The sequence below is a fragment of the Undibacterium sp. Rencai35W genome, from assembly GCF_049340185.1.
Lineage (GTDB): Bacteria > Pseudomonadota > Gammaproteobacteria > Burkholderiales > Burkholderiaceae_D > Undibacterium.
Window position 1 is genome coordinate 160,521 of the sequence record NZ_JBMPPC010000002.1, and the last position, 23,714, is coordinate 184,234.

The window sequence follows — 23,714 nt, forward strand, 5'->3', positions numbered from 1 at the left end:
ATTTCCATGACACTCCAACCCGACACCATCCAGTCTGAAATTCAGAGTCTCGCGCCTTCCGCACTGATTGAACTGTTCGTGCTGGACCTCGCCAAACAGGGCGGCGGCGTGTTTCATTTTCATACAGGCACCAATGAACTGTCGGGCGACGTCGTATGGCAGGGGCAGACCTATTCCCGCTTTCCGATTGAGGCGACCGGCTTCGACAAACGCAGCACGGGCGCGCTGCCGCGTCCGGTTGTCAAAGTATCCAATGCGCAGGGCCTGATGGGCGCCCAGGCACGCCAGTTCGGCTATTTCCTGGGTTGCCGGTTCATCCGCAAGCGCACGTTCGCGCGCTTCCTGGATGCAGTGAATTTTGCGGCCGGCAATCCGCAGGCGGATCCCAATCAGGCGCTGCCGGACGACATCTGGATCATCGACCGCAAGGCGAATGAAAACCCCACCCAGATGGAATTTGAACTGGCGTCAGCGCTGGACATGCAGGGTGTCGCGCTGCCACGGCGCCAGATGATCCAGAACTGCTGCGCCTGGGTCTACCGCTCGCCGGAATGCGGCTATGCCGGCGGCGCGGTCGCAAAAGAAGATGGCACCGCCACCGCCGACCTCATGCTCGATTTGTGCGGCAAGCGGCTCACCGACTGCAAGCTGCGCTTTGGCTCCGGCGTGCTGCCGTATGGCGGCTTTCCCGGCTGCGGGCTGGTGCAATGAATCCGATCTGCGACGCCGTACTCGCCGCGATCCGGGCCGACGCCGAACGGGCTTACCCGCGCGAATGCTGCGGCGTGGTGGTCGTTGCACGTGGCAGGCAGCGCTATGTCCCCTGCGCCAACATTGCGCCCGGCAACAGCCACTTCGCGATCAGTCCGCAGGACTATGCTGCAGCCGAGGAAACCGGCGAGATCACGCACATCGTTCACAGCCATCCCGGCATGTCGCCGCTTCCGTCGGAAGCCGATCTGGTCGGCTGCGAACGCTCGGGACTGCCATGGCTCATCGTCAACTGGCCGACGGGCGCGCTCCATACCTTTGCACCGACCGGTTACCAGGCGCCGCTGGTCGGGCGACCGTTTTCGCACGGCATACTGGATTGTTATTCGCTGATCCGGGATTACTACCGGCAAGAACTCGCGCTCGACCTTCCCGATTTCGAGCGCGACGAGGAATGGTGGCTGAAGGGAAGCAATATAGCGGGCGGCAATCTCTATCTGGACAATTTCCAGCGCGCCGGATTCGTCACTCTGACTAACGACCAAACGATGCAGAAACACGATGGCCTGCTGATGCAGATCGGAGCGGAAGTGCCCAACCATGCAGCCGTGTATATCGGCGACGGACTCATCTTGCAGCATTGCATGCATCGTCTGTCGAGCCGCGATATCTATGGCGGCTACTGGCAGCGCAGCACCGTCAAGGTAGTCCGGCACAGGAGTTTGATTGATGCACGATGCGATGCAAAACACGATGCGTGAAGTCCGGCTATACGGTCACCTCGGCAAGCGGTTCGGGCGCGTGTTCCGGTTCGATGTCAGGTCGCCGGCAGAAGCGATACGCGCGTTGCGCGCCAATCTGGAAGGATTCGAGGCATACCTGTTCCAGCATTCTGCGCCAGGCTTTCATGTATTTGTCGGCAAGACCAATGTCGGACAAAAGGATCTGCTGACATCAAGCGATGACGCCACCATCAGGATCGTGCCGGTCGTGGCCGGAGCCGGGCACGGTGTGTTCCAGACGATACTGGGTGCGGTGCTGGTCGTAGTCGGCGCCTATTTCGACCAGTCGTGGCTGGTGAATATCGGTGTTTCGATGATGGTCGGCGGCATCACGCAGATGCTGATACGCCCTCCCGGACCAGCCACGCCTCCCAACAACCAGGCTTCCTATTGCTTCAACGGCCCGGTCAACACCACCGCCCAGGGTAATCCGGTGCCGATCTGCTACGGCGCCATGATCGTCGGCTCGCAGGTTGTCTCAGCCGGGCTGTCAGTGGAGCAGATTGCAGTATGAGTACCGCCGTTTCTAACATTATTTCTGTTATCGATTCTGCTGCCGAACTGGATACCCCCGCACACGCACCAATCATCCGCGGCGCTGGCGGGGGTGGCAAGGGCGGCGGCGGATCCGGCGCGACGGAGGCGTCCGACAGCCTGCGTTCCCGGCAGATTGCGCGCGTCATCGATGTCCTGTGCGAAGGGCCGATTGTCGGACTGATCAATGGCCTGCAATCGATCTACCTGAACGAAGTGCCACTGCAGAACGCCGACGGGTCCTCTCAGGTTTCGGGCGGTCCGCTGCAGAATGCGAACGGCACCTTCAATTTCGTCGATGTCGCCGCGCAGTGGCGCAACGGCACGCAGGACCAGTTGCCGCTTGATGGCGTCTCCGACGTCGAATATGAAACGGCGGTCGGTGTCGAAGTCAAGAACGGCGTGCCCATCGTGCGCACGCTGACGAACCCGAATCTCGACAGCCTGCGGGTCACCGTGTCGGTACCGGCCCTGACCACGCAGGACACGACCAATGGCAATATCACCGGCAGTTCCGTCGACATCACAATCGAGATACAGACCAATGGCGGCGGCTATGTCAACAGGGTCAGCGACACGATTGCCGGCAAGACCAGCAGCCGCTACCAGCGCGCCTACCTGATCAAGCTGGAAGGGGCCGGACCGTGGGACGTGCGCGTCACCCGCGTGACGGGCGACGCCACGACCTCAGCAGTCAACAACAAGACCTACTTCGACAGCTATACCGGCATCATCGGTTCGCGCCTGGCTTACCCGAACTCGGCGCTGGTGGGCACCCAGATCGACGCTGCGCAGTTCACGTCCATCCCGAGCCGTGCCTACGGCATCAAGGGCCTCATCATCCGCGTTCCCACTAATTACGACCCGGTGGCGCGCACCTATGGCGACCTGTGGGACGGCAGCTTCAAGCTGGCATGGTCGGACAATCCGGCCTGGTGCTTTTACGACCTGCTGACCAACGGCCGCTACGGACTGGGCGATTTCATCGATCCGTCCAGCATCGACAAGTGGTCGCTGTATGCGATCGCGCGCTACTGCGACAAGACCGTGCCGGACGGTTATGGAGGCTTCGAACCGCGCTTTACCTGCAACCTGTATCTGCAAACACGCGCCGAAGCGTATTCGGTCGCCCAGAATTTCGCCTCGATCTTCCGCGCCATCACGTTCTGGAGCGCCGGCACCATCGTTGCGATGCAGGATCGCCCGGCAGACGCCAGCGCCCTGTATACGAACGCGAACGTGATCGACGGCGTCTTCAATTACTCCGGCACATCGATCAAGCAGCGTCACACCGTGGCGCTGGTAGGCTGGAACGATCCCGCCGATTTCTACCGTCAGAAAATAGAGTATGTACAGGACGACGAAGGAGTCAGGCAGCTGGGCGTGGTGCAGACGCAACTGACCGCCTTTGGCTGCGCATCGAAGGGGCAGGCACACCGGCTGGGCCACTGGCTGCTGGCCACCGAAAAATACGCGACCGAATCGGTTGCATTCAAGGCGGGACTGGACGGCTGCGCGCTCTATCCGGGCGCGATCATCAAGACCGCCGACCTCAATCGCGCCGGCAAGCGCATGGGCGGCAGGCTCGGTCCGTCAACCGCCTCGGTACTGACGCTTGATGCCGATTTCGTGCTGGAAGACGGCAAGACTTATTCGATCAATGTCATCGGCAGCGATGGCAGCACCAACGCCTGTGCAATCATTGATCCGGCCGGCACGACCCACATTGTCAATATATCGCCGCCACTGGCAACTGCGCCGCAAACCAATGCGATCTTCGTGATTGCGGCCAACGACCTCGCCGCCGAGACCTGGCGCGTGATGGGTGTGCAGGAGAGCGGCAACAACGTGGTCGACGTGATGGCGATCGCGCACTACGATGGCCTGTTCGATCTGGTCGACCGGGGAGTCATGTTCGACCTGCCGCAGGTCAGCAACATCAAGACCGCGCCGGACAGTCCGGGCAACCTGACCGCCATGACATCTCCCTACATCGTCGCCGGTCACGTCGCAGGACTGCGCCTGACCCTGTCGTGGGAGTCGTCCGCAGGAACCTTCCGCGTGTCCTGGCGCACTGCGTCAGGACAGCAGGACGCGCGCGAAGTGCATCAAACCTCGATCGATATCGACAATGTCGACCTGACCACGTATTACTTTTCGGTGGTGGCTGTATCCACCATCGGACGTGAATCTGTCCCGTCAGTTCTCACCTATGTAGTCAGTCCCAAGACGACCGCGCCAACGCCGCTGACCGCACTGTCAGCCGCCGGTGATATCCTCCAGATACATCTGACCTGGATCTATGCTTCAGCGGTCGACACAAAGCTGCTTGAAATCTGGGGCGGCGCGTCGAGCGACCAGGCAAGCGCCGTCAAGCTGGCCGAAATCGCCTACCCGACCGCACAATGGACGCAGCAGGGTCTGGGTGCCGGCATCACCCGTTACTACTGGGCGCGGGTGGTGGATACCAGCGGCAATTCCAGCGCATGGTCGGGGCCAGCGTCGGCCACCACAAGTACCGACGCGTCCGATATCCTCAGCTACCTCGCCGGCCAGATCGGCAAGACGGAACTCGGGCAGGACGTCCTGAAACCGATCGAGGATGCGGAAACGCTCATCGGCCCGGTGCTGCAGCAGATCGACGTACTGCTGAACGGAGTTGGCCAGCAGGACCAGCTGGCGGCGACCCAGCTGACCGGCCTGATCGCTGCGGACAATGCGCTGAAAGCCGCGCGTGACACGCTGACATCGACCATCGGTGGCGTCGCCACCCAGGTGACGACCGAAGCGACCAAACGCATCACAGCCACTGACGCGCTGGCGAGCCAGATCAGCAGCGTGTCAGCTACCGCCAACGGCAATACCGCGTTGATCCTCACTGAGCAGACCGCCCGCGCCAACGCGGACAGTGCGCTCTCGACGCTGGTGACGACCGTGGCGGCGACCGCAAACAGCAACACGGCTGCCATCACCAGCGAACAAAGTGCGCGTGCCAATGCCGACAGTGCCATATCGACACGGGTAGACAGCGTCGCTGCAACGGCCAACGGCAATACCGCTGCCATCGTCTCAGAGCAAAATGCGCGCGCCAGCGCCGATGGTTCGTTATCCACCCGTATCGATAACGTGGTGGCGACCGCCAGCGGCAATACTGCCGCCATCGTGACGGAGCAGAATGCGCGAGCCGGTGCGGACGGTGCCCTCTCCACCCGCATCGACAGCGTGGTCGCCACTGCCAACGGCAATGCGGCTGCGATCCAGTCGGAAGCGTCTGCGCGCGCCAGCGCCGACAGTGCCTTATCGTCTTCCATCACGACAGTCGCGGCGACCGCTAATAACGCCAGCGCATCGGCGCAGACTGCCACCAGCGCGGTCGCATCAACCAATGGACAGCTATCGGCGATGTCCACCATCAAGACGCAGATCGCCACCGGAGGCCGGACCTATCTGGCCTCAATCGGCGTCGGCGTCTCGAACAGCACCGGCATCGTCGAATCGCAGATCCTGCTGTCCGCTAACCGCGTCGCGATGATCGACGAGAGCAGCGGCACACTGACCACACCCTTCGTGATCCAGGGCGGGCAGACCTTTATCAGCCAGGCGCTGATCGGCACCGCCTGGATCACAAACGCAAAGATTGCCTCGGCTGCAGTCGGGACGCTCAATATCGGCGGCAATGCTGTCACGATTCCGGCATCGATCAGCGGCAACGGCGGCGCCGGACCGTTTTCCGGGAGCGGCAGCTATGTGATGTCGCAGGTCTTTGCCGCCACGCTCAACGTCAGTTACACCGTGACGACGCCGGTGATCGTGCTGGTGACGTGGCAATCTGGTGCGCCTGGTGACGGCGGCAACACCAGGGTGGAAATACGGGCGGACGGCAATACCGTTCTGGCTGCGTCGGACACGGCGCCGTCCAGTATTACCACTTCCCACGTGGCATCCGCCGTCGTCAATCTCGCGGCGGGCGCCCATTCCTTCACGCTGTGGTTCGCTAACGACTGGCCTGGAGGAGGCACCTGGAATCTCGGAAACTGGTCGTTGACTGTGCTGGGAGCGATGCGATGACGGACTTTGCCAAATACGACAACACTGGCCGGATACTGGCGACCGGCAGCATGCCTGCCGCCATGCTGGCGCTGCAGGACGGCAACATCTATGCCGGCACAGTGGATGCAGACCGGCATTACATCGCCGACGGAGTGGCGTTACCAAGACCGGTGAATCCGGCCACGTTCGCTGGCGCCACACTATCGAACCTGCCAGCGCCCTGCGTGATCCGGATCAATGCGTCCGAATACCCGTGTACCGACAGCACGGCGACGCTCAACCTGACGCTGGCCGGGACCTACGCGGTCACCGTGATCGCTTTTCCGTTTCTTGACGCCATTTTTACCATCACAAAATGATCATCTATCACACCGAGGATTACCGCGTGTTACGCGCGAAAGTATACCCGCCGCTCGCTGATCTGGCCGATGCGCTTTACTGGCAGGCAAAGGGGGACGCATCAAAAATGGCCGCGTACCTGGCCAGATGTGACGCCGTCAAGCAGCGCTATCCGAAATCGTAACTGGAATTTGCACTTTCACTACCAGCCACCTTCGGGTGGCTTTTTTACGTCCGCAACTTCATAAACAAGGAAATCCCTCATGACCATTAAAGGTATCAGCGCGCGGATCGAGGACCCGAACACCGGGGCCGACTCGACATTCCATGTCATACATTTTTACTCGGTCGATGTGCGCAACCAGCTCTCCACCGCGCTGCTTGAAGGCTATGTGTCGCAGGATGCGCAGGCAGCTGGCCGCAATGCGCTGATGCACCACAACGTCCAGGTGCCAGGTATTCCCAACGCCACAGCCGCGCTCGACTGGCTGTACGCGGCGGTGGTTATGCCTGCGCCTGTGAGCGCAGATGGCGCTTCTGCGTTGCAGAACGTATTCGCCGGCGCAGTACTCGTACACGAAGCCGACTGATTATGGCATGGTACAAGACGGGATCGGTCTCGCTGGTTAGTGGCAGCAATGCTGTTACCGGCATCGGTACCGATTTCGTGACGCATGTGTCGTCGGGCGGCATTTTCTGCGCGCCGGACGGCCGTATCTACGAAGTTGGCAGTGTAACGAGCGCAACTGCCTTGACACTCGTCGCCAGCTATACCGGTTCGAGCATAGCGAATGCGCCTTATGCGATTGCACCGACGCAATCTTACATTGTTGACCTGGCTGCACAGGCATCCGCGCTGCTGAACACCTTCGGTGGTTTCAGGGATGCTTACCTGGCCGGCAATCTGGTCGGAGCGGGCCTGCAACTGAAAGGCGTGCTGACCGATCCCGGCCTGCTACCCGCCTCGGGCACAACGGGCGACGCCTACCTGATCGGCAGCAGCCTTTATGTCTGGGTCGGGACGACGTGGAAATCCAGTTCGATTCAGGGCCCGAAAGGCGATGTCGGAGACGTCAATCCCGCCAGCCTGGCCGCTGCCGCATCCGCGCTGGACAGCAAGAATACCGCGACAACTGCAGCAGGCACTGCCACCGCTGCCGCCATCTCAGCACAGACTGCTGCCAGCAACGCTGGCAGCGCACTGACGACGACGCTCGTTGCTCGCGACGCAGCATCGGCGAGCGCAACTTCTGCGACCGGATCGGCCACCGCCGCGCAGGGTAGCGCCGTTGCCGCGGCAGGATCGGCTTCGTCGCTGGCGGCGGCACTCAGTTTTTTCCGGTCCGTATTTCTCGGTCATTTCGCTGCTGATCCGGCTTTGGATGGAAACGGCAATGCGCTGGTTGCCGGCGTCGAGTATTTCAATACGACCTCCAGCAAGCTGCGCGTCTATGACGGCGTTGCCTGGGGCGACTACGACAGCACCGCGCAGGCTGCGACGCACAACGCTGTACTTAGCGCCGCCAGTGCAGCCGCATCGGCGTCGACTGCAGGCGATGCCGCGACCACGGCAACCACCCAGGCAGGTATCGCCGTCGCGCAGGCAAGCACGGCGACAACGTCTGCGGGCACCGCAACAGCCCAGGCCGGAATTGCCACTGCCCAGGCAAATGCTGCCGCCAGCAGCGCCACCGTTGCTGCGACACAGGCATCGATTGCCACCGCGCAGGCGTCAACGGCGACTACCGCCGCCAGCACTTCCTCCACACAGGCAGGAATAGCTACTACGCAGGCAGGCGCCGCCGCTGGCAGCGCCGCGACCGCAACTACCCAGGCGGGTATCGCCACGACACAGGCGAGCACAGCGGCAACCAGTGCCGCCACTGCGTCGACCGAAGCCGGCATCGCCACTACAGCAGCGACCAGCGCAAGCACCTCCGCCGTCAATGCCGCGGCATCGACTGCCACGGCAGGAACAAGCAGGGACACCGCGGTCTCGGCGGCGGCAACGGCTACCGGAAAAGCCAGCGATGCATCCGCGTCTGCCGCGATCGCCGTACAGGCGGCGCAGCAGGCAACTGCCGGCAACCTTGTGACGTCCGTCGCTGGCAAGCAGGGCGCAGTGCAGCTTGGTGCCGCAGACATCTCCGGACTGGCTGCCGTTTCCACATCGGGCAACTATGCCGATCTGTCCAACCGGCCCAGCGTCGACCAGCTGGCGGGTTACGTTGATCCGATCGCCTACGCGCTTGTTTTTGGAAGCTGATCCATTTCACCCGACGGAAAGATCTTGAATGACAACTGCATTTACACGCACGCCGATTGCAAATATCGGTGCCACCCTGACTCCGCTCTACGTGGCACCCGCCAATACCAAGGCGGTGCTGGTCGGCTGCATCCTTACCAACAAGACGCCCGGCGCACTGCCACTGACGGTGATCATTCGGCCCGTCGCCAATGCCGGCGGGGGCGACATCAACCTGCTGCGTAATGGAAAAGTCGCGGGAGGCCAGTCAGTCGATCCCGCGCAAGGCAGGAAATGCATTCTGCTGCCCGGCGACCAGATCATGGCGCAATCGGTGCTTGCCAACGCGTTCGATGCCAGCGTATCCGTGCTTGAGGGAGTGTCCTGATGGCCGAATTCTATGCAGTCGGCAGCGGGGACACCGCCGGCACCGATCTCGGCGACAAGAGCTTTTATGGATTCCGCCTCAACCCGCAAACCGGGCACCTGAATGTCGAAGTCATCAACGACGGCGTCTCAATCGTGTCCATGCCCGACCCCTCGGTCATTCGCGCCGACGACTACCGCCAATTCGTGTGGACGACGGACACGCTTGGTTTTTCTTTCGACGCCAACGGCCACCTTCTCTTAACTATTTATTGACCATCTACTGAGGAACACATGACGCAAATCATCGATCTCGGCAAACTGCGCTTTCATTTTGCCGGCGACTGGCTGGCCACCACGATTTATGAAGCGAACGACATCGTGAAATACGGCGGCAACGTCTATTGCTACACATTCGCGCTGGCCCAGGCCGGCATCCTGCCGACCGACACCACCCACTGGGCACTGATGGTCAAGGGTTTCAATTTTACCGGCACCTTCCTGCCAACCCAGGCTTATCACGTCGGCGAAGCAGTTGCGTATGGCGGCAAGGTGTATGTCGCGATCGCCGACAATACCGGACAGATTCCACCGAATGCCACCTACTGGTCCCAGTTCGCGGATGGCATTGAGTTCATGGGCGCGTACTCCGGCACCACGCCCTACAAGAAGAACGACATGGTGATCTATGGTGGCAGCGTCTATATCGCCAATATCGACACCACTGCCAACCTGCCCAGCAACGCCACCTACTGGACACCCTTCGTGTCCGGCATCAACCCGCAGGGCATCTATAACGCGGCGACCGCCTACGTTAAAAACGATGTCGTCGCCTATGGTGGCAGCGTCTACATTGCGCTTGGCAATACGATCGGCAACCTGCCCAGCAATCCGGCCTTCTGGCAGGCATTCGTTGCCGGCATGGCGCCCAAAGGCACCTATTCAGCCGTGGCGGGTTACGTCAAGGGCGACATGGTGTCCTATGGCGCGAACTGCTATATCGCCAAGGGCGACACCACAGGTAACCTGCCAACCAATGTCGCGTACTGGACGCTGCTCACACAAAGCGTAGCCAACCGCGGCGCTTACTCTGCTGCGACCCAGTATTACATGAACGACCAGGTGGTATTCGGCGGGAGCCTGTACCAGGCCAGGCAGGACACGCTGGGCAACGACCCGACCAGCGCCGCCTACTGGTCGCTGGTGGTCTCAGGCTTCCGCCTGATCGGCCCGTGGGCGACTGCCACGCAGTATTACGTCAACGACATCGTCAGCTATGGCGGCAACACCTATGTCGCGCTGGCCTATCACGCGTCGGCCGCCTTCCAGATTGACCTCGCTGCGGCCCGTTGGCAGAAATTCAACGGCGGGATCCGCTGGCGCGGCGTGTGGGGAACAGGCGTCAGCTATCTGGCAAACGACATCGTCACCGACAACATCAGCACTTACATCGCGCTGGTCGACCATGTGGCCGGCGCGTCGATTGCGTCCGACCTCGCTGCTTCCAACCTGCAGGTGCTGGCGCTGGGCCAGAGCGTGTTGCCCGGCATGGCGGGCAAGGCTGGGCTGGTGCTCGGCAACGACGGCGTCAACCCGCTCTGGGTGCAGGGCGTCTCGAGGATGAAAACCGCTTTCTACGCATCGCAATTTTAAAAGGAAAAGGAACATGGCAATTTTAGGAAAACAGTCGCCGGCAGCGGCCACCGAAGCTGTCCTCTATGCGGTCAGCGTGGGAAAGAACGGCCTCGCAGCAGTCGAGGTTTGCAACAGGAACGCGGTACCGGTCAAGATTCGCTTGGCGCTGCGCAGCGTCGGTGAAAACGCGACACTCCCCGCAAGCTATATCGAATACGACACCCCGATCCCCGGCAACGGCGTGTTCGAGCGCACTGGCATCCAGCTGACAGCCAGCGAAGCGATCACGGTGCAGTCGGATACTGCCAACACGAACTTTATCGCCCTTGGGCTGGAGGAATAAGCATGGGACGCACACTCACAGCAATGCCTGCAGCTATTGGTAATGTCATCAGTCCATCACACCAGATGTCGGCGGCATCCCTACCGCGCGCATCGTATGCGCTTATTTCCGCCAATTCCTCGAATTCGATCAATGAAACGGTGTTCCTCGATGCGGAGTTTCGCGCCATCGCGCCATATAACGCAGGACCGGTCGGTGCCGGCCAGGCGACAGGTGGCGGCGCGTCCGCTTCCTTTGACCGCTTCCTTGCAACCTACAAGGATCATGCCCAGACTTCTGGCGCCTACAACGGCGGGCCGACGCAAACGCAGCCCAGCTCCAACGGCACCACCAGTTCGTGGGTCAATGCCACCAATAACAGCGGCGAATTCGGCAATGACAATACCTGGGTGTCCGAACGCGGCCTGCAAGGCAACACGGTCCAGCGCGCCGGCACCAATACCGTCATGGCGCAAACAAACTTCTCGTATATCAACAGCGATCACAGGGATCGCAATGCGGTCCTGACGCTTAACGCCGGCCAGGTGTCATTGACCAGTCGCTGGCGTCCGACGCCGCCTTCCCTGCTCGCGCTGCAAAAAAGCAAGGCGCGTACAAAATCCATCGCCGCGCAGTTCGGCGCAGGATCGCAGATTGCCAGCCAGTTCGGCTCTGCCTCCTACAACAACGTGCGCAAGGAATTCGTCACGGTCGCCTACAACACCAGCGTCGCTGGCCAGTTCGACGTGAAGATCTGGAAGAACATCAACTTCGATACGGTCGACGTGACTGCGCTGGGCGTACCGGATGTCGCGCAAACTGTCAACATGAACACCGTCAGTGGCTGGGGTTCGAATACGACCGAGTCGCAATATCGCGTGACGCCGGTGCTGGTCGACAGCGGCGACATCTACCTGATGGCATTCTTTCCGTCCGCTGCTATTCGCCTGTTCAAGATGGTACGAACCGGCGGCGACACGACCAATACCTTCACCCTGCTTGATTCCATCACCACGACCACCAGCTACGGGCTGGAGCAGGGCAGCGACTACGGCATGAAGACCATGCAGTCGCGCAACGGCCAGCTGGTCATCTGCTTCTGCCCGTATTACTACTATGGCACCGGCATCGAATCTTTCGTGGTCGACAAACGTAACAGTTCCTGGGCGCGCGGTTTCCAGTATGCACTGACAAGCGGCGGCTGCCAGGTCTTGCCGTATGGCGACGATGGCTTCGCGAACTGGTTCTCCGGTAACTACTACGCGAGCAACAATCAAGGCGCGTATATCCAGGGATTCGTCACACCCGGCGTGACTGCCGGCGCGTCGCCGGTGTGGACCAACGCCAACCTGTATCTGCCGGTTGCCACTGCCCCGAATACGACGAACTACCCGGGCATGAGCCAGGTGTGGGAGTTCGCCCTGCAATCTGAACTGCCCTATTAATTTACCGGAGAAGCGCAAATATGTTTATTACTTTTCATGACAAGGGCGGCGCGTCGGTTTCCGAAATCGATGGCGACTATCCGTTGCCGGATGGTAGCTCGACTCTGGCCTGCCGCTACCAGTTGACCAACGGTGTGGTGACTGACCAGTATCCAGGTAGATCCGATGCCGATGTCATCGCCGCGCTGCACGCAACGAACGCGGCCCAGACGACCGCGCTGGAGGCGACACACAGTCCGCCTGCGACCGTCCTGACCCGTCTCGCGTTCATGGAACTGTTCACATCCGATGAACTGGATGCGATCTATACCGCGGCAAAAACGGTTGTGGCAGTCGAAGTCTATCTGGACAAGCTGAAGGTCTCGGACGTCATCGACCTGACCAATAACGCGACCGTTGCCGGCATCGGCAGGCTGCAATCGGCCGGACTGCTGACGGCGGAACGCGCGTCCGCCATTCTGGCAGGGTGCGCACCGGCTGCAGCGACGCCGTAATTCATCAATATCAACGCCCTCTAAAACCACCTTCGGGTGGTTTTTTTATGGGCGAAAGGAATGACATGCAAATAGATCAGGAACGCATTACCCGCGTCGAATCGAAAGTCGAGTTTCTCGAGAGTGACCACGAAAGGCTACAGGCGGCACTGCTCCGGCTGGCCGACGACATGCATCAGATGGCACTGGTCAACGCCGAGCGGGCGGAAGACCGGCGCGCCATGGAACGCGCATTCAGCCAGCTCGAACTGGACAAGGCGGAATTCGTCCGCCTCTGGGCCAGAACCGACGCGATTGTCGAAGCCCATGCCGCCGCCGAAAGAAAGCGCATGGAAGACGCACTGAAAGAAAAGAGCAAATGGATCGGCGAGCTGGTCAAGACGGCCCTTGCGATCGGCGCGGCCATGTTGCTTTACCACCTGGGAATACATCCACTATGAACACACCTGCACACGAACACGCCATCCACGAAACCATCACCATCGATGTGTTTTACCCGGACCATCCGCCGCGCACTGAGAGCGCCGTATTCAGGGCGACGAAACTGCACTGGCACTGGCTGCAAGCAACTTGCGGCGTATGTGCCAGCCGCGAACGGGTTGAGATTCACCACCGGTTCATTGAGTGGGCCGACAGCGATGGCGTGAACTGGGACAAAGTCAAATCCATGCATCCGGACTTTAACTGGACAACATTCCACGTCGCCGCTGACTTCATCGACAGCATCTATAACACCGAGCCGTTATGCGAGAAACACCATCGCGGCCCGGCACCCCACGGAAAGCATTTCACGCCCGAGCCGATCTGGAACATGCAGAAGTACCAGCGCTTCGATTTTGTGTATGCGCCTGATGAGGTGAAGTCATGAATCCGGACGACTTCATCGCAGCGATCGCACCTGCGGCACAGGTATCGATGGCACAGACCAGGATTCCGGCCAGCTTTACCGTCGCGGAAGGCGCACTCGAATCAGGCTGGGGGAAATCGCAGCTGGCAACTGACGGCCACAATCTGTTTGGCGTCAAGGCTGACCCTGCGTGGCATGGCGACATCCTCGCCATGCGCACCCGCGAGTTTATCAAGGGTGAATGGGTCATCGTGCCGGCCAACTGGCGCAAATATCCGGACTGGCTTTCCTGCATCACTGATCACGCTGCCTTCCTGCTGACCAACCCGCGATACAAGCCTGCATTTGCGCAATGCGGCGATGCCGAAGCATTCACCCACGCCATCGCGGCTGCCGGTTATGCAACCGACCCCGACTACGCCAGCAAGATCATTGCCGTGATACGGGCGCACGCGCTGACGCGCTTCGATTCCCGCTGACCGCCAGCCAGGCTGGCTGACCATTTTCGATAAGGAGATCGCAATGATCGTCAAAGCGCTCATTTTTTGTCTGGTGCTGTCCATGTGGTTCGCTTTGGTGGTGCTGGGCAAAGCGGACTCAGGTTCGTTCATCGCCGCCCTGCAGGCAATCCTGGTCGGCGGTGGCGTATTCCATGCCGTCATGACCAACCCAAACGGAGGTCAGGGTGCGGACAAGTCATAACGTCGTCGTCCTCACCCTGGCCTCCTTCATCCTGTCTGGTTGCGCATCATGCCGGCTTGAGGCCGTCCCTGTTTTTCAACCCGCAACTGAACATCCCGCTACCGAAACAGTACGGGCCACCTTCGACAGAATCGAATCTGTCACTTTTCTTCACTGTCAATATTAGGAGCCATACCATGTTAGCCTTTTTAGCCACCCTCGAAGCCATCGCCCAGATCCTCCCGGCCCTGAACTCGCTTGTACTTGCTGCGGAGGCCATTCACCCAGGGCCGAACCTGGGTCAAAGCAAATTGAATACGGTATTGAACACCGTGCAAGGTGCGCTCACCGCCACCGGACAGGCCGTGGTCACGTATGAGCAGATCAAACCGGCCGTTGTCGGCGCGGTGTCCGGTATCGTGGCCACTTACAATGCCGCAGGCGGCTTCCCTTTGCCGGTCGCGCCAATTGCCGCGCCTGCTTCGCCGGCATTGCCCTTGGATCCAGTTGTGCAGGCTGCATCGACTGCTACAGGAGCCGCGCAATGAAGCCGCTGCGGGTTGCTCTCAGCGGTTCAGGATTCAAATTTCCGGCGCACGTCGGTGCGCTGCTGGCCATCCGGGACGCCGGCTACACGCCGGTTGAAATCGCCGGTACTTCTGGCGGCTCGATTGTGGCGACACTGGCGGCCTGCGGCATGCCGCTCGACGCCATGCGCGATCTGACCTTGTCACACGACTGGTCCGGCATGCTGTCGTTTTCTCCGTGGTCGCTGCTGACCAATCTGGGGTACTGCTCCGGCACCGCCCTGCTCGACTGGCTCACGGAAAACACAGGCGGCAAGACATTCGCGGATCTGGACATTGATCTGGTCGTCATGGCGTCGAACGTCGCGACCGAACAGCCGTTCGAGTTCAGCAAGGCAGCCACGCCGAACGTGTCGGTAGCTCTCGCCGCGCGCGCGTCGGCATCAATCCCGTTTGTCTATGCGCCGGTGACCATGGCCAGCGCTGCTGACACGCCAGTCATGCTGATGGATGGCGGGATGGTCAACAATATCCCGGTCGACAAGCTGACCGATGACGCGCTGCCCCGGATCGGCATTCAGCTGGTTGCCAAGCAGTCGCCGCTCGGTGCCGGCACGCACTCGATCTTCGACATCGCGCCGCGCGTCATTGACCTGATCCTGTCCGCAAATGAAAACACCCATGTGGAACTGGATGAGCAGGATGGCGCCAAGTTCGCGTTTGTCGAAACCGGCTATGCATCCGGACTCGACCGCAACATGTCCGTAGCCATTCGCACCCGATTGATGCGGGACGGGTACGAGACCACCAAAAATGCGCTGGCTACATTCGCATAGTCCAAGCCATTCACACGGTCGTCCGGCAATACCTGGGCCTTCCGAATCAATAAATCACAGGAATATTCCATGAAGTATCTGAGCGTCTGCAGCGGTATCGAAGCCGCTACTGTCGCGTGGCATCCGCTAGGGTGGGAGCCGGTCGCATTTTGCGAGATCGAGTCCTTCCCTTGCGCCGTGCTGGCGCATCACTACCCAGGCGTACCGAATCTGGGGGACATGACCGGGGTCGCCGCTCTCGTTCGATCCGGCGCGGTGGCGGCGCCGGATCTACTGGTCGGCGGCACGCCCTGCCAGGCCTTTTCTTTTGCCGGACTGCGTCAATCGCTGGACGACGCGCGCGGCCAGTTATCACTTTCTTTTGTGGATCTAGCAAATGCAATCGACGCAATGCGAACTGTTCCAGCCATCATCGTCTGGGAGAACGTGCCCGGCGTCCTCTCCACCAAGGACAATGCCTTCGGCTGCTTTCTGGGAGCGCTCGCAGGGGAAGACGATCCGCTGCTCCCGCCAGGGAAGAAAAACGGCGGATTCGAGCGCTGGCCGAACGCTGGTTGTGTATATGGCCCCCGCCGAACAATCGCGTGGCGGGTGCTTGATGCCCAATATGTCGGAGTGGCCCAACGACGCCGCCGTGTGTTCGTTGTCGCAAGTGCTCGAGACGGGTTCGATCCCGCAGCGGTACTTTTTGAGTTCGACGGCGTGCGCCGGGATATTGCGCCGCGCCGCGAATCGCGGCAAGAAATTACCGGCACTCTTGGAGCACGCGCTTCAAGCGGTGGCGGGTTCGGCACCGACTTTGAATGCGCGGGAGGAATTCAGCCTGTAGCGTGTGGCGTGACCGGCGACGTTGCCCATACGCTGCGCGCCGAGGGATTCGATGCCAGCGAGGATGGCACCGGGCGCGGCACGCCCATCATTTGCATGGCCCACGGTCAGGGCGGAGCGGAAGTACGCCATGACTCATGCCCGACGCTGACCTGCAACCATGAAGCGCCGATCGCCGCATATGCAATTCAGGCCGGAGCGCTACGGATCAACCCGCAAAGCGGACCGGATGGTGTCGGTGTTCAATCCGATATCGCGTACACGATCGAAGCGCGCGCCGAAGTGCAGGCGGTTGCCGCGTATGCGTTTCAGCCAAGAATCGGGCGCAACGGGCGCGGCGACATGGGCGATCTGGTCAATTGCCTCAGCGCACGGTCGGGTGAGTCGGGCAAAGGGGATGCCGCCCCGTGTGTGGCGATCGCCGGCGACATTCGTCATCCGCCGATTGGGGGTGATCAGGAGGTTGTCGCGTTCTCCTGCAAGGATTACGGAGCAGACGCCGCCGCCGAATTGTCCCCAACCTTGCGTGCAATGGGACATGCTTCCAGCCACGCCAATGCTGGCGGACAGGTGGCGGTGGCCATTGCCCTGCAGGATACATCTGGCCGCTGCAAGGCGGAGAATGGCAAAGGATGGAGCGATGACGGCGCCAGCTACACCCTGGACGCGGCGTCAACGCAAGGCGTGGCTTATGCATTTGCTCAAAATACCCGCGATGAAGTCAGGATGATGGGTGGCAACGGCCAGATTGTTGGTGCGCTGGCCGCGCAGCCCGGCATGAAGCAGACGTGCTATGTGGCGCGGTGCGTCGCCTTCGAGCCGCGCTACTACACGCGGGACAACAAAACGGGGGGAGCGCCGCGCGACACGGTGATGCTGATGCGCGATTGCAAAACCGGCGATAGCACGCCGCATGTCGCAACCGGCATGCAGGTGCGTCGCCTGACGCCCATGGAATGCGAGCGCCTACAGGGTTTCCCAGACAACTATACTTTGGTACCTGTGCGCGGCAAGTCCGCCGCCGACGGTCCGCGATACAAGGCGTGCGGCAATTCCATGGCCGTGCCGGTGATGCGTTGGCTCGGGCAACGGATTCAAATGACTATACTACAAGTGCGGTAAGCGCGATCTCGATCCATGTGCGGACAACTGCCCCCGCTACGGCCCACTCAACACAAGGCTGCATGGGAGTACCATACTATTTCGTAGTTAACCGTTGCAGTTGGTTGTTCCAACAGCAATACAATCAATGCGAGCATCTTCGTGGACACTATCGGTCCTGAACAAAGAAGTCGCGTTATGGCGGCGATTAAGAGCTGCAACACCAAACCCGAACTTGCAGTCAGGCGGATGTTGCACGCACTTGGTTTTCGCTTTCGTCTCCACCGCAAAGACCTTCCGGGTCGCCCCGATATCGTGTTACCGAAATACAAGACCGTCGTCCTTGTCAATGGGTGCTTTTGGCATCAACATGCCGGCTGCAAGCTCGCGAGCAGACCAGCTTCTCATCAAGAATACTGGGAACCGAAGTTGGATCGGAACATTGAGCGCGACAAAGCAAATTGTGCCAAGCTCACTGCTCTCGGCTGGCGTGTCGTCATGATTTGGGAATGCGAACTTCGGGATGCCAGCGACGTCTCACTGCGGCTTATGAATTGCCTGAAACATCCCTCTGACTCCGTGGACGAATCATATTTCGGTTAAACGTGGGTAAGCATGGCATGGGGAAGACGCCGGTGACACGTTACTTTCTCAAAAACATGTCAATTACCGTGTCCAGGGTCAAGACATCTGGCAGTCTTGCAGCACTAACATCCCATTCAAAATTGCTATAGTCCGGAGCCTCCTCGAGGTCAAATGCGAAATATACTGCCTTGTCAACGATGCCAGGGCAGCCCATCGTCCGGAGCCTCGCCGCAGTCAACAATCGTGCGCCATTCCCACCAATTTTTGCAAATGACGTCAATGGGAACAAGCCAGGCGAGCAAATCAGCAAATAGTGCGCCGTCGAAATTCTTTGGTCAATCCGTAGCTCCTCGCCGGCCTCACCGGCGCAGTAAGCATAGACACTATTCCTCAACGTCCAAGTGAAGTGATCAATGCTCTGCGTAGTGCCAACGAATACATTCGTTTCCGCAAGCGGAGGAAGACGCTCGCCTGTCGATCGATCCCTTTCCGGCAATGGAGCGTGAATTCGATTTGGCTTTTCTGCTTTGTGGATTCGGTAGCTATTGAAGTTACTGTGTTCCCGCTGCGTCGCACGGTCACATACATGTTGCACAATGTCATCAATAAATCGCGTAAGCACGTCATCCCCACTACCTGGACGAAGAGGGAAAGCACCAAGACCAGGCAATATTTCGTTGAATTCCTCCCACCCCTTTTGCGCCTCGCCCGGATATAAAACGTAGGCGCCATGAGTCCTCCGAATCGCGTCGCGATAGGCGTGCATCTTTAAGAGGTCATCTCGCTTGTATTTCCCATTCCCCGACTCAGGCACTTCGTCTAGCGTTGAGCTGCTTTCCTTACCAAATATTTCCTGTAAATCATCAATTCGATATTTTGCGTCAAAGTGAACATGCACCATTATTTCTTGGTGCTCAGCTTCAACCGCGCTGAATTCGCTTGGCCACAGGCTCAAGGTGCAGTCGGGCCGCATCCTCTCCGTCCATGATCCCGCAAAACCCCGCTTGGCATTTCTTCCAAAGGAGCGGTTGTAGCCGAATTGCACGTTAAGCGAACGCCCACAGACAACTCGTGTTGCATCAAATGCTAGATGCTCGCCAGACTTGAGCTTGACGCCGAAGCCGTCGTCAGTTTGCTCCATCAATGTTTCGACCAATGGCGTTGTCAATTCAAAATAGTTGGAAACAATCGACAGCAATTTGAAAAACACCCAATATTCATAAAGAGTAGCAATGTCGCGTTGTCCAGCACCATAAACATCATCGCCGCCATTCCACGTCAAGCGCGCTGCCATATCGAACTTTAACCACGACTGGAAGATTTCCCGATAACCTTCTTTACGCTGAAGCACCGGGCTTCCAAGGGGGAGGATATCGAGTTCGGACAGATTTCGAAAAATATCTGCATTCAGGGAATGAAGCAAATTGCTTTCCAATGCCGAGATTTGCGTCTGCAAACGCGAATCGGCTTCGCTTTTCTTTTGCCCACAACGGGCTTTTTCCGCCGCCAGCTCATCCAGTTTGCGCTGCATACGCCGCAAGAATGCGACGAACGACTCCAACGCAAACTTAACAAACTGGTTCTCCTTTGTGTCTTCTGTTTGAGCGCTTCGATATGTAGGAATTCGCTCGGGAACTGAGGGCATCACCGCTGCAAGCGGATGGCGAGCATGAATCGGCACGCGCCGCGGGGCTTTCGCAATCTCACGCATTGTTTTTGCGTTTGCGCGAAATCCGCGCCGCACATCGATTATTCGTTCTTCCGCCTCCCATCGACTGTGCGGATGCGTTGATATTCGATGCAGCGCGTCTCGAAATGCTCTTGAACTGATGAGTGCTCGGAGAAAAGAAAAGCGTTGATGTATGGTTGAAGACGAATTGCCCGGCGACGGAGCAAGTTTCATGCTTGTAGGCGCCCTGAGGTCCATCGCCAATCCGACACAAGCCTCTGTAATGTCTTCAAGCATCAGTCGATAATGATCCCGATGGCCTAGCTTCCGGGGTCTGATTTCAATGGCGGCAGTGCCTAGAAGCGCGCCAGTTGCGTCTATAACTTGAAGTATCAGTTTGCCGGTATTGAGTCCGGTAACCAGCGTGCCGCAATGTGCCAAATGTGGGTTGGAGCTGGCGGAAACGATGCCGGCGCCCGTTTCCTCGACCAAGCGATAGTTGGAATCGGAAAGCTCATATTCGTAGCGAAGCCCTTCCAGTAGCTGAATTGGCTCCTCACCGAATTCGGCGACCTCCGATGGAGTCAAGCGTTGTATTGCGGACTCCATGCCCCCGGGGGCGTATATTGTCATCGTAACGGGGCCACCGACTGCCGGCTCGGAAAATGTTACGACTTCACTCGACGTAACCGCGGCCATCTACGCCTCAGCGAAGCTCGTAAATCCGTCCTTCAAACGCTCTTGCATGCGCCCAATTTTCTTCAAGCTATGACCGCAGTCGTTCGCTGCACAGAATTCACTTAGCTTTTTCAGTACAGGCCCCAACCTCCGCTCCGAGCCGTGCAATTTTGGCAGCAATTTTTGCAAGACTTGCGGATCAAGCGCGTCCGTTAACTTCCAGCCGGGTCCAGTGAGATAGGCATGAAAGTAAGTAAATCGGCTAATTTCAATCGCCGTGCGGAATCCAAATTCGCCTCCTATTGCAGCCAGTTCATCAAAGATTTGAACCAGCTTCGCGTTAAGTTGCGACTCAAAATCAGCACCATTCGTGATAGTAGAGTGCAGCGAAGACAAGGCGGCATTTTGCGTGGTGCAGCCGAGTACAAACGCCTGTGCAAATGGGGATCCTTTGCCTGCCAAAGCATCTAGTTCTATCGCTTTGGGCGCCTTCAGGAACGCACTTATGTCTGCGGAGGACGCGCGAAATTCAATAACATTTGCGCGATCAAGAACCTTGGGGGAGAACATGTACGTCGTTTCGTCAACATTGACCGTGCCGATGACGAATAAATTTGAGGGGAATTTTATTTTTGCAGGAATTCCAAGCTCGTCGCCATCGCCGCTCTTTAACGCACTCAAAGAGGCGTGCAGTGCGATTTCTTGCTTCGACTCAATCGCAGATAGTATGTCGGAAAAATAGCGCTCGACGTGAGATAAATTCATCTCATCAAGAATAAGAAAGTATGGCTTGGATGGATCGTTTGCTGCATTCAATATTAGATCCAGCGTACCTGTCGTCGGCTTGCAATATCGCCCGGCTTGCAGCGCATCTTGGTAGCCAAGAATATTCTCGTTCGAAGTCCAATCCGCCCCGACCGCGACAATTCGGTATTGGTCGGGAGACGCAGAAATCCATGCTGCAAATGCGTGTGCCAGCTTAGTTTTTCCCGAACCAGAAAGACCGGTTAGAATAAGGAACGGCTTCGCGAGCAACGACGAAATGAAATTCCGAGGAAGCGTTGGAGTAAGCGCAAGATTTGCCAGCTTTGCTGAAGCTGTAAATTCCAAATCAATGCCATCAATCGATGTCTTGGCGTCGTCATCCTGGCCCTGTTCAATGTTGCCTTTTGAAGAGGCAAGACGTGTCAGGATGGCCTTGTCCCATATCCGCCAGATCTTTCCGGAATTGATTATGCCGCCACTTCTCTCCAAGATTTTCAACATCAGTGTAAGCCGTCTTTTCGGCGTACCTGGAATCTCGGATCCAATCAGAGATTGTGCCGATGCAAGGCTATCCGCTAGTTTATCGACCCCAGGTCGATACCCTGTCTCGATGCCGAAAAAAACTTCTTCGACCGACAGCGGCTTACCTGCATTCAAAAACCCACTTGCCAAGATGCAGAACGGCTGCTCGCCATTCTCCGTATAACTTTCACAAAAATCGACCATGCAATCACGCGCGCTCAGCGTGCCACTTGCGATTTGACGACCAATTTGCGTCAGCTGAAAGGTCTCATTAAATGTCACAACTCCGGTAATCGCCCAAGCCTTAGAAAAATCACGGAAATACGGTCGAAAAGCGCCATTATCAGTGTCGCGCCACTTCAATGCCGGAAGACTTGCCTCAAGCTCTGCATAAATCGGCGCATCGTTGTCATAAACACGCTCTCCTTCGTGGCGCGCGACCGCCTCGATCAGCCCAAGCCATACGTCTGGGGCCCATGCACCTTCTGACCCGTCGTCAATCTTTGTCCAAGCGCTATAGGCCATCTATGTCGTCCGTAAAAAGGTTGTCCTGGCCCAGAATTGAAACGAGCTGCTGAAAACTTCTTCTTTCTCCGCCGAAGAATTTCTGCATGATCTCACGACCAACGACCGCTGCCAACAATGGTGGAACTGCGTTTCCAACCTGCCTTATCGGATGCCGAGAGGTTCCGGAAAAGGCCCACCAGTCGGGAAACGTCTGCATGCGCGCAGACTCGCGCGGCGAAACTTCCCGTGGCTCCACTGGATGCACGTGACCTTTCCCTCCACCCTTATCTGAACCCACAATAATCGTGTAACTCGGCCGTTCTGGATGCAGTTTATTTATCCTTGTCTTCGAGTCCCGCTCGCCGTGCTTGAGGTTCTTGTAGCGGTCAATAATGCGTTGGCTGTGTAGACGGCTCGTATGGTTCGCGAGCTTCGTTCCCAGCGGGGGAATTCCGCGCAGGCCATCATTTACAGTGCGGTAAGGCAATAGATTTCTGTCCGCGTGATAAGCTTTTTCCGGAGTCGCGCCACAGATCTTTGGTATACATTCGATCTTCTTCCCGTTGCGGCTCCCAATGATAAAAATACGATCGCGAAATTGCGGGACGCCATATTCCGCCGCGTTCAAGCGGAAGACGGAAAGCGTGTAAGTGATGCCGTCGCCGGGACTTTCCAAATTAGCACAGAGTTCCTTGAAGGTTTCACCGCCGTGGATTGTAAGAAGCCCGAAAACGTTCTCGAAAACAAAGGCTTTTGGCTCAATTTCCCTGAGTAGACGAAGATATTCATAGGGGAGCAGGCCCCGCGGATCGTTTACCCCAAGCCTCTTACCAAAGACACTGAACGCTTGGCACGGTGGGCCTCCCGCCATCAGATCGACCTCGCCCTTCTTGATGCCTGCCGCCTGCATCACATCCTTTGAGGTGAGGTGAATGACGTCAGCTTGCCTGATAGTTGCAGACTGCAAGAACGGCAACTTCGCCCCTGCGCAGTAGTCCTTGCCCTGTTGGAGCGTCTGACAGCTATGGTAATCAATGTCGGTTGCGAAGACCGTTTCGAAACCGGCTGCCTCAAGCCCCAGATCAAGGCCGCCGCCACCGCTAAAAAATGAAATCAGCTTACGAGTCTTCTTTTGGGGGGAGCTGACAGTTCGCTTCACGTTTTGTTTTTTGGTTGCGGCAATTGCGCTGCGCCCCAAATGCACACTGCTGCTGTCCTCCATAACTCCCATCCGATCTTCCATCG

Annotated in this window: 25 protein-coding genes; 22 read left to right on the plus strand and 3 right to left on the minus strand. The window is 58.5% G+C overall.

Going from position 1 to position 23,714, the window contains the following annotated elements:
• Positions 1-6 precede the first annotated feature (6 nt).
• From ACO0K3_RS04775 to ACO0K3_RS04880, 22 genes are all read left to right on the plus strand, one after another.
• On the plus strand, positions 7-711 hold the full coding sequence (locus tag ACO0K3_RS04775; protein WP_422982399.1) for a phage minor tail protein L: 705 nt from the start codon (positions 7-9) through the stop codon (positions 709-711).
• On the plus strand, positions 708-1,472 hold the full coding sequence (locus ACO0K3_RS04780; RefSeq protein WP_422982401.1) for a C40 family peptidase: 765 nt from the start codon (positions 708-710) through the stop codon (positions 1,470-1,472). Before ACO0K3_RS04775 ends, ACO0K3_RS04780 begins: the two co-directional genes overlap by 4 nt.
• Complete coding sequence (locus ACO0K3_RS04785; protein ID WP_422982403.1) at positions 1,441-2,007, plus strand: tail assembly protein; 567 nt, start codon at positions 1,441-1,443, stop codon at positions 2,005-2,007. The genes ACO0K3_RS04780 and ACO0K3_RS04785 overlap by 32 nt, the downstream gene beginning before the upstream one ends.
• Complete coding sequence (locus ACO0K3_RS04790; RefSeq protein ID WP_422982405.1) at positions 2,004-6,095, plus strand: phage tail protein; 4,092 nt, start codon at positions 2,004-2,006, stop codon at positions 6,093-6,095. Before ACO0K3_RS04785 ends, ACO0K3_RS04790 begins: the two co-directional genes overlap by 4 nt.
• On the plus strand, positions 6,092-6,436 hold the full coding sequence (locus ACO0K3_RS04795; protein WP_422982407.1) for a hypothetical protein: 345 nt from the start codon (positions 6,092-6,094) through the stop codon (positions 6,434-6,436). Before ACO0K3_RS04790 ends, ACO0K3_RS04795 begins: the two co-directional genes overlap by 4 nt.
• Positions 6,433-6,600 (plus strand): hypothetical protein, encoded by a 168-nt coding sequence (locus ACO0K3_RS04800; protein WP_422982409.1) that lies wholly within the window; start codon positions 6,433-6,435, stop codon positions 6,598-6,600. Before ACO0K3_RS04795 ends, ACO0K3_RS04800 begins: the two co-directional genes overlap by 4 nt.
• Before the next feature lie 79 nt (positions 6,601-6,679).
• Positions 6,680-7,006, plus strand: coding sequence for a hypothetical protein (locus ACO0K3_RS04805; RefSeq protein ID WP_422982411.1), 327 nt, complete (start codon positions 6,680-6,682; stop codon positions 7,004-7,006).
• Between the two features lie 2 nt (positions 7,007-7,008).
• Entirely contained in the window at positions 7,009-8,682 is a 1,674-nt protein-coding gene (locus ACO0K3_RS04810; RefSeq protein ID WP_422982413.1) for a hypothetical protein, read from the plus strand.
• A gap of 28 nt (positions 8,683-8,710) precedes the next feature.
• Positions 8,711-9,049: a hypothetical protein gene (locus ACO0K3_RS04815; protein ID WP_422982415.1), complete on the plus strand. Its 339-nt coding sequence runs from the start codon at positions 8,711-8,713 to the stop codon at positions 9,047-9,049.
• Positions 9,049-9,303 carry a hypothetical protein gene (locus ACO0K3_RS04820; protein WP_422982417.1) on the plus strand — a complete coding sequence of 85 codons (255 nt, stop codon included), beginning with the start codon at positions 9,049-9,051 and terminating at the stop codon, positions 9,301-9,303. The genes ACO0K3_RS04815 and ACO0K3_RS04820 overlap by 1 nt, the downstream gene beginning before the upstream one ends.
• Positions 9,304-9,321: 18 nt before the next feature.
• The gene (locus tag ACO0K3_RS04825) at positions 9,322-10,680 is read left to right on the plus strand and encodes a hypothetical protein (RefSeq protein WP_422982419.1); all 1,359 of its coding nucleotides are present in this window, start codon (positions 9,322-9,324) and stop codon (positions 10,678-10,680) included.
• Between the two features lie 13 nt (positions 10,681-10,693).
• Positions 10,694-11,005, plus strand: a complete 312-nt coding sequence (locus ACO0K3_RS04830; protein WP_422982421.1) for a hypothetical protein — start codon at positions 10,694-10,696, stop codon at positions 11,003-11,005.
• Positions 11,006-11,007: 2 nt separating this feature from the next.
• The gene (locus ACO0K3_RS04835; RefSeq protein ID WP_422982423.1) at positions 11,008-12,429 is read left to right on the plus strand and encodes a hypothetical protein; all 1,422 of its coding nucleotides are present in this window, start codon (positions 11,008-11,010) and stop codon (positions 12,427-12,429) included.
• A 20-nt stretch (positions 12,430-12,449) separates the two neighbouring features.
• The gene (locus ACO0K3_RS04840; RefSeq protein WP_422982425.1) at positions 12,450-12,923 is read left to right on the plus strand and encodes a hypothetical protein; all 474 of its coding nucleotides are present in this window, start codon (positions 12,450-12,452) and stop codon (positions 12,921-12,923) included.
• Between the two features lie 65 nt (positions 12,924-12,988).
• Positions 12,989-13,363, plus strand: coding sequence for a hypothetical protein (locus tag ACO0K3_RS04845; RefSeq protein ID WP_422982427.1), 375 nt, complete (start codon positions 12,989-12,991; stop codon positions 13,361-13,363).
• Positions 13,360-13,791, plus strand: coding sequence for a hypothetical protein (locus ACO0K3_RS04850; RefSeq protein WP_422982429.1), 432 nt, complete (start codon positions 13,360-13,362; stop codon positions 13,789-13,791). Before ACO0K3_RS04845 ends, ACO0K3_RS04850 begins: the two co-directional genes overlap by 4 nt.
• Entirely contained in the window at positions 13,788-14,249 is a 462-nt protein-coding gene (locus ACO0K3_RS04855; protein WP_422982431.1) for a glycoside hydrolase family 73 protein, read from the plus strand. The genes ACO0K3_RS04850 and ACO0K3_RS04855 overlap by 4 nt, the downstream gene beginning before the upstream one ends.
• Positions 14,250-14,331: 82 nt before the next feature.
• Positions 14,332-14,472, plus strand: a complete 141-nt coding sequence (locus ACO0K3_RS04860; protein ID WP_422982433.1) for a hypothetical protein — start codon at positions 14,332-14,334, stop codon at positions 14,470-14,472.
• 302 nt (positions 14,473-14,774) lie between these two features.
• A complete protein-coding gene (locus tag ACO0K3_RS04865) occupies positions 14,775-14,999 on the plus strand; it encodes a hypothetical protein (RefSeq protein WP_422982435.1) in 225 nt (74 codons plus the stop codon).
• Complete coding sequence (locus ACO0K3_RS04870) at positions 14,996-15,814, plus strand: patatin-like phospholipase family protein (RefSeq protein WP_422982437.1); 819 nt, start codon at positions 14,996-14,998, stop codon at positions 15,812-15,814. Before ACO0K3_RS04865 ends, ACO0K3_RS04870 begins: the two co-directional genes overlap by 4 nt.
• 69 nt (positions 15,815-15,883) lie before the next feature.
• Positions 15,884-17,764 carry a DNA cytosine methyltransferase gene (locus ACO0K3_RS04875; RefSeq protein ID WP_422982439.1) on the plus strand — a complete coding sequence of 627 codons (1,881 nt, stop codon included), beginning with the start codon at positions 15,884-15,886 and terminating at the stop codon, positions 17,762-17,764.
• 141 nt (positions 17,765-17,905) lie between these two features.
• Positions 17,906-18,346, plus strand: coding sequence for a very short patch repair endonuclease (locus tag ACO0K3_RS04880; protein WP_422982441.1), 441 nt, complete (start codon positions 17,906-17,908; stop codon positions 18,344-18,346).
• A gap of 40 nt (positions 18,347-18,386) precedes the next feature.
• Here ACO0K3_RS04880 and ACO0K3_RS04885 read toward each other — a convergent pair whose 3' ends face one another.
• From ACO0K3_RS04885 to ACO0K3_RS04895, 3 genes are all read right to left on the minus strand, one after another.
• Positions 18,387-20,585, minus strand: a complete 2,199-nt coding sequence (locus tag ACO0K3_RS04885; RefSeq protein WP_422982443.1) for a DUF2357 domain-containing protein — start codon at positions 20,583-20,585, stop codon at positions 18,387-18,389.
• Between the two features lie 111 nt (positions 20,586-20,696).
• Entirely contained in the window at positions 20,697-22,487 is a 1,791-nt protein-coding gene (locus ACO0K3_RS04890; RefSeq protein ID WP_422982445.1) for an McrB family protein, read from the minus strand.
• Positions 22,477-23,712, minus strand: a complete 1,236-nt coding sequence (locus ACO0K3_RS04895) for a DNA cytosine methyltransferase (protein WP_422982447.1) — start codon at positions 23,710-23,712, stop codon at positions 22,477-22,479. The genes ACO0K3_RS04890 and ACO0K3_RS04895 overlap by 11 nt, the downstream gene beginning before the upstream one ends.
• Positions 23,713-23,714 lie beyond the last annotated feature (2 nt).

What these genes read in the sequence shown, in the direction of transcription:
- ACO0K3_RS04830 (WP_422982421.1), top strand. Translation starts at nt 10,694, where the DNA reads ATGGCAATTTTAGGAAAACAGTCGCCGGCAGCGGCCACCGAAGCTGTC.
- ACO0K3_RS04875 (WP_422982439.1), top strand. Translation starts at nt 15,884, where the DNA reads ATGAAGTATCTGAGCGTCTGCAGCGGTATCGAAGCCGCTACTGTCGCG.
- ACO0K3_RS04890 (WP_422982445.1), bottom strand. Translation starts at nt 22,487, where the DNA reads ATGGCCTATAGCGCTTGGACAAAGATTGACGACGGGTCAGAAGGTGCA.
- ACO0K3_RS04815 (WP_422982415.1), top strand. Translation starts at nt 8,711, where the DNA reads ATGACAACTGCATTTACACGCACGCCGATTGCAAATATCGGTGCCACC.
- ACO0K3_RS04795 (WP_422982407.1), top strand. Translation starts at nt 6,092, where the DNA reads ATGACGGACTTTGCCAAATACGACAACACTGGCCGGATACTGGCGACC.
- ACO0K3_RS04860 (WP_422982433.1), top strand. Translation starts at nt 14,332, where the DNA reads ATGTGGTTCGCTTTGGTGGTGCTGGGCAAAGCGGACTCAGGTTCGTTC.
- ACO0K3_RS04785 (WP_422982403.1), top strand. Translation starts at nt 1,441, where the DNA reads ATGCACGATGCGATGCAAAACACGATGCGTGAAGTCCGGCTATACGGT.
- ACO0K3_RS04805 (WP_422982411.1), top strand. Translation starts at nt 6,680, where the DNA reads ATGACCATTAAAGGTATCAGCGCGCGGATCGAGGACCCGAACACCGGG.
- ACO0K3_RS04825 (WP_422982419.1), top strand. Translation starts at nt 9,322, where the DNA reads ATGACGCAAATCATCGATCTCGGCAAACTGCGCTTTCATTTTGCCGGC.
- ACO0K3_RS04870 (WP_422982437.1), top strand. Translation starts at nt 14,996, where the DNA reads ATGAAGCCGCTGCGGGTTGCTCTCAGCGGTTCAGGATTCAAATTTCCG.
- ACO0K3_RS04780 (WP_422982401.1), top strand. Translation starts at nt 708, where the DNA reads ATGAATCCGATCTGCGACGCCGTACTCGCCGCGATCCGGGCCGACGCC.
- ACO0K3_RS04855 (WP_422982431.1), top strand. Translation starts at nt 13,788, where the DNA reads ATGAATCCGGACGACTTCATCGCAGCGATCGCACCTGCGGCACAGGTA.
- ACO0K3_RS04800 (WP_422982409.1), top strand. Translation starts at nt 6,433, where the DNA reads ATGATCATCTATCACACCGAGGATTACCGCGTGTTACGCGCGAAAGTA.
- ACO0K3_RS04775 (WP_422982399.1), top strand. Translation starts at nt 7, where the DNA reads ATGACACTCCAACCCGACACCATCCAGTCTGAAATTCAGAGTCTCGCG.
- ACO0K3_RS04845 (WP_422982427.1), top strand. Translation starts at nt 12,989, where the DNA reads ATGCAAATAGATCAGGAACGCATTACCCGCGTCGAATCGAAAGTCGAG.
- ACO0K3_RS04895 (WP_422982447.1), bottom strand. Translation starts at nt 23,712, where the DNA reads ATGGAAGATCGGATGGGAGTTATGGAGGACAGCAGCAGTGTGCATTTG.
- ACO0K3_RS04820 (WP_422982417.1), top strand. Translation starts at nt 9,049, where the DNA reads ATGGCCGAATTCTATGCAGTCGGCAGCGGGGACACCGCCGGCACCGAT.
- ACO0K3_RS04835 (WP_422982423.1), top strand. Translation starts at nt 11,008, where the DNA reads ATGGGACGCACACTCACAGCAATGCCTGCAGCTATTGGTAATGTCATC.
- ACO0K3_RS04850 (WP_422982429.1), top strand. Translation starts at nt 13,360, where the DNA reads ATGAACACACCTGCACACGAACACGCCATCCACGAAACCATCACCATC.
- ACO0K3_RS04790 (WP_422982405.1), top strand. Translation starts at nt 2,004, where the DNA reads ATGAGTACCGCCGTTTCTAACATTATTTCTGTTATCGATTCTGCTGCC.
- ACO0K3_RS04810 (WP_422982413.1), top strand. Translation starts at nt 7,009, where the DNA reads ATGGCATGGTACAAGACGGGATCGGTCTCGCTGGTTAGTGGCAGCAAT.
- ACO0K3_RS04840 (WP_422982425.1), top strand. Translation starts at nt 12,450, where the DNA reads ATGTTTATTACTTTTCATGACAAGGGCGGCGCGTCGGTTTCCGAAATC.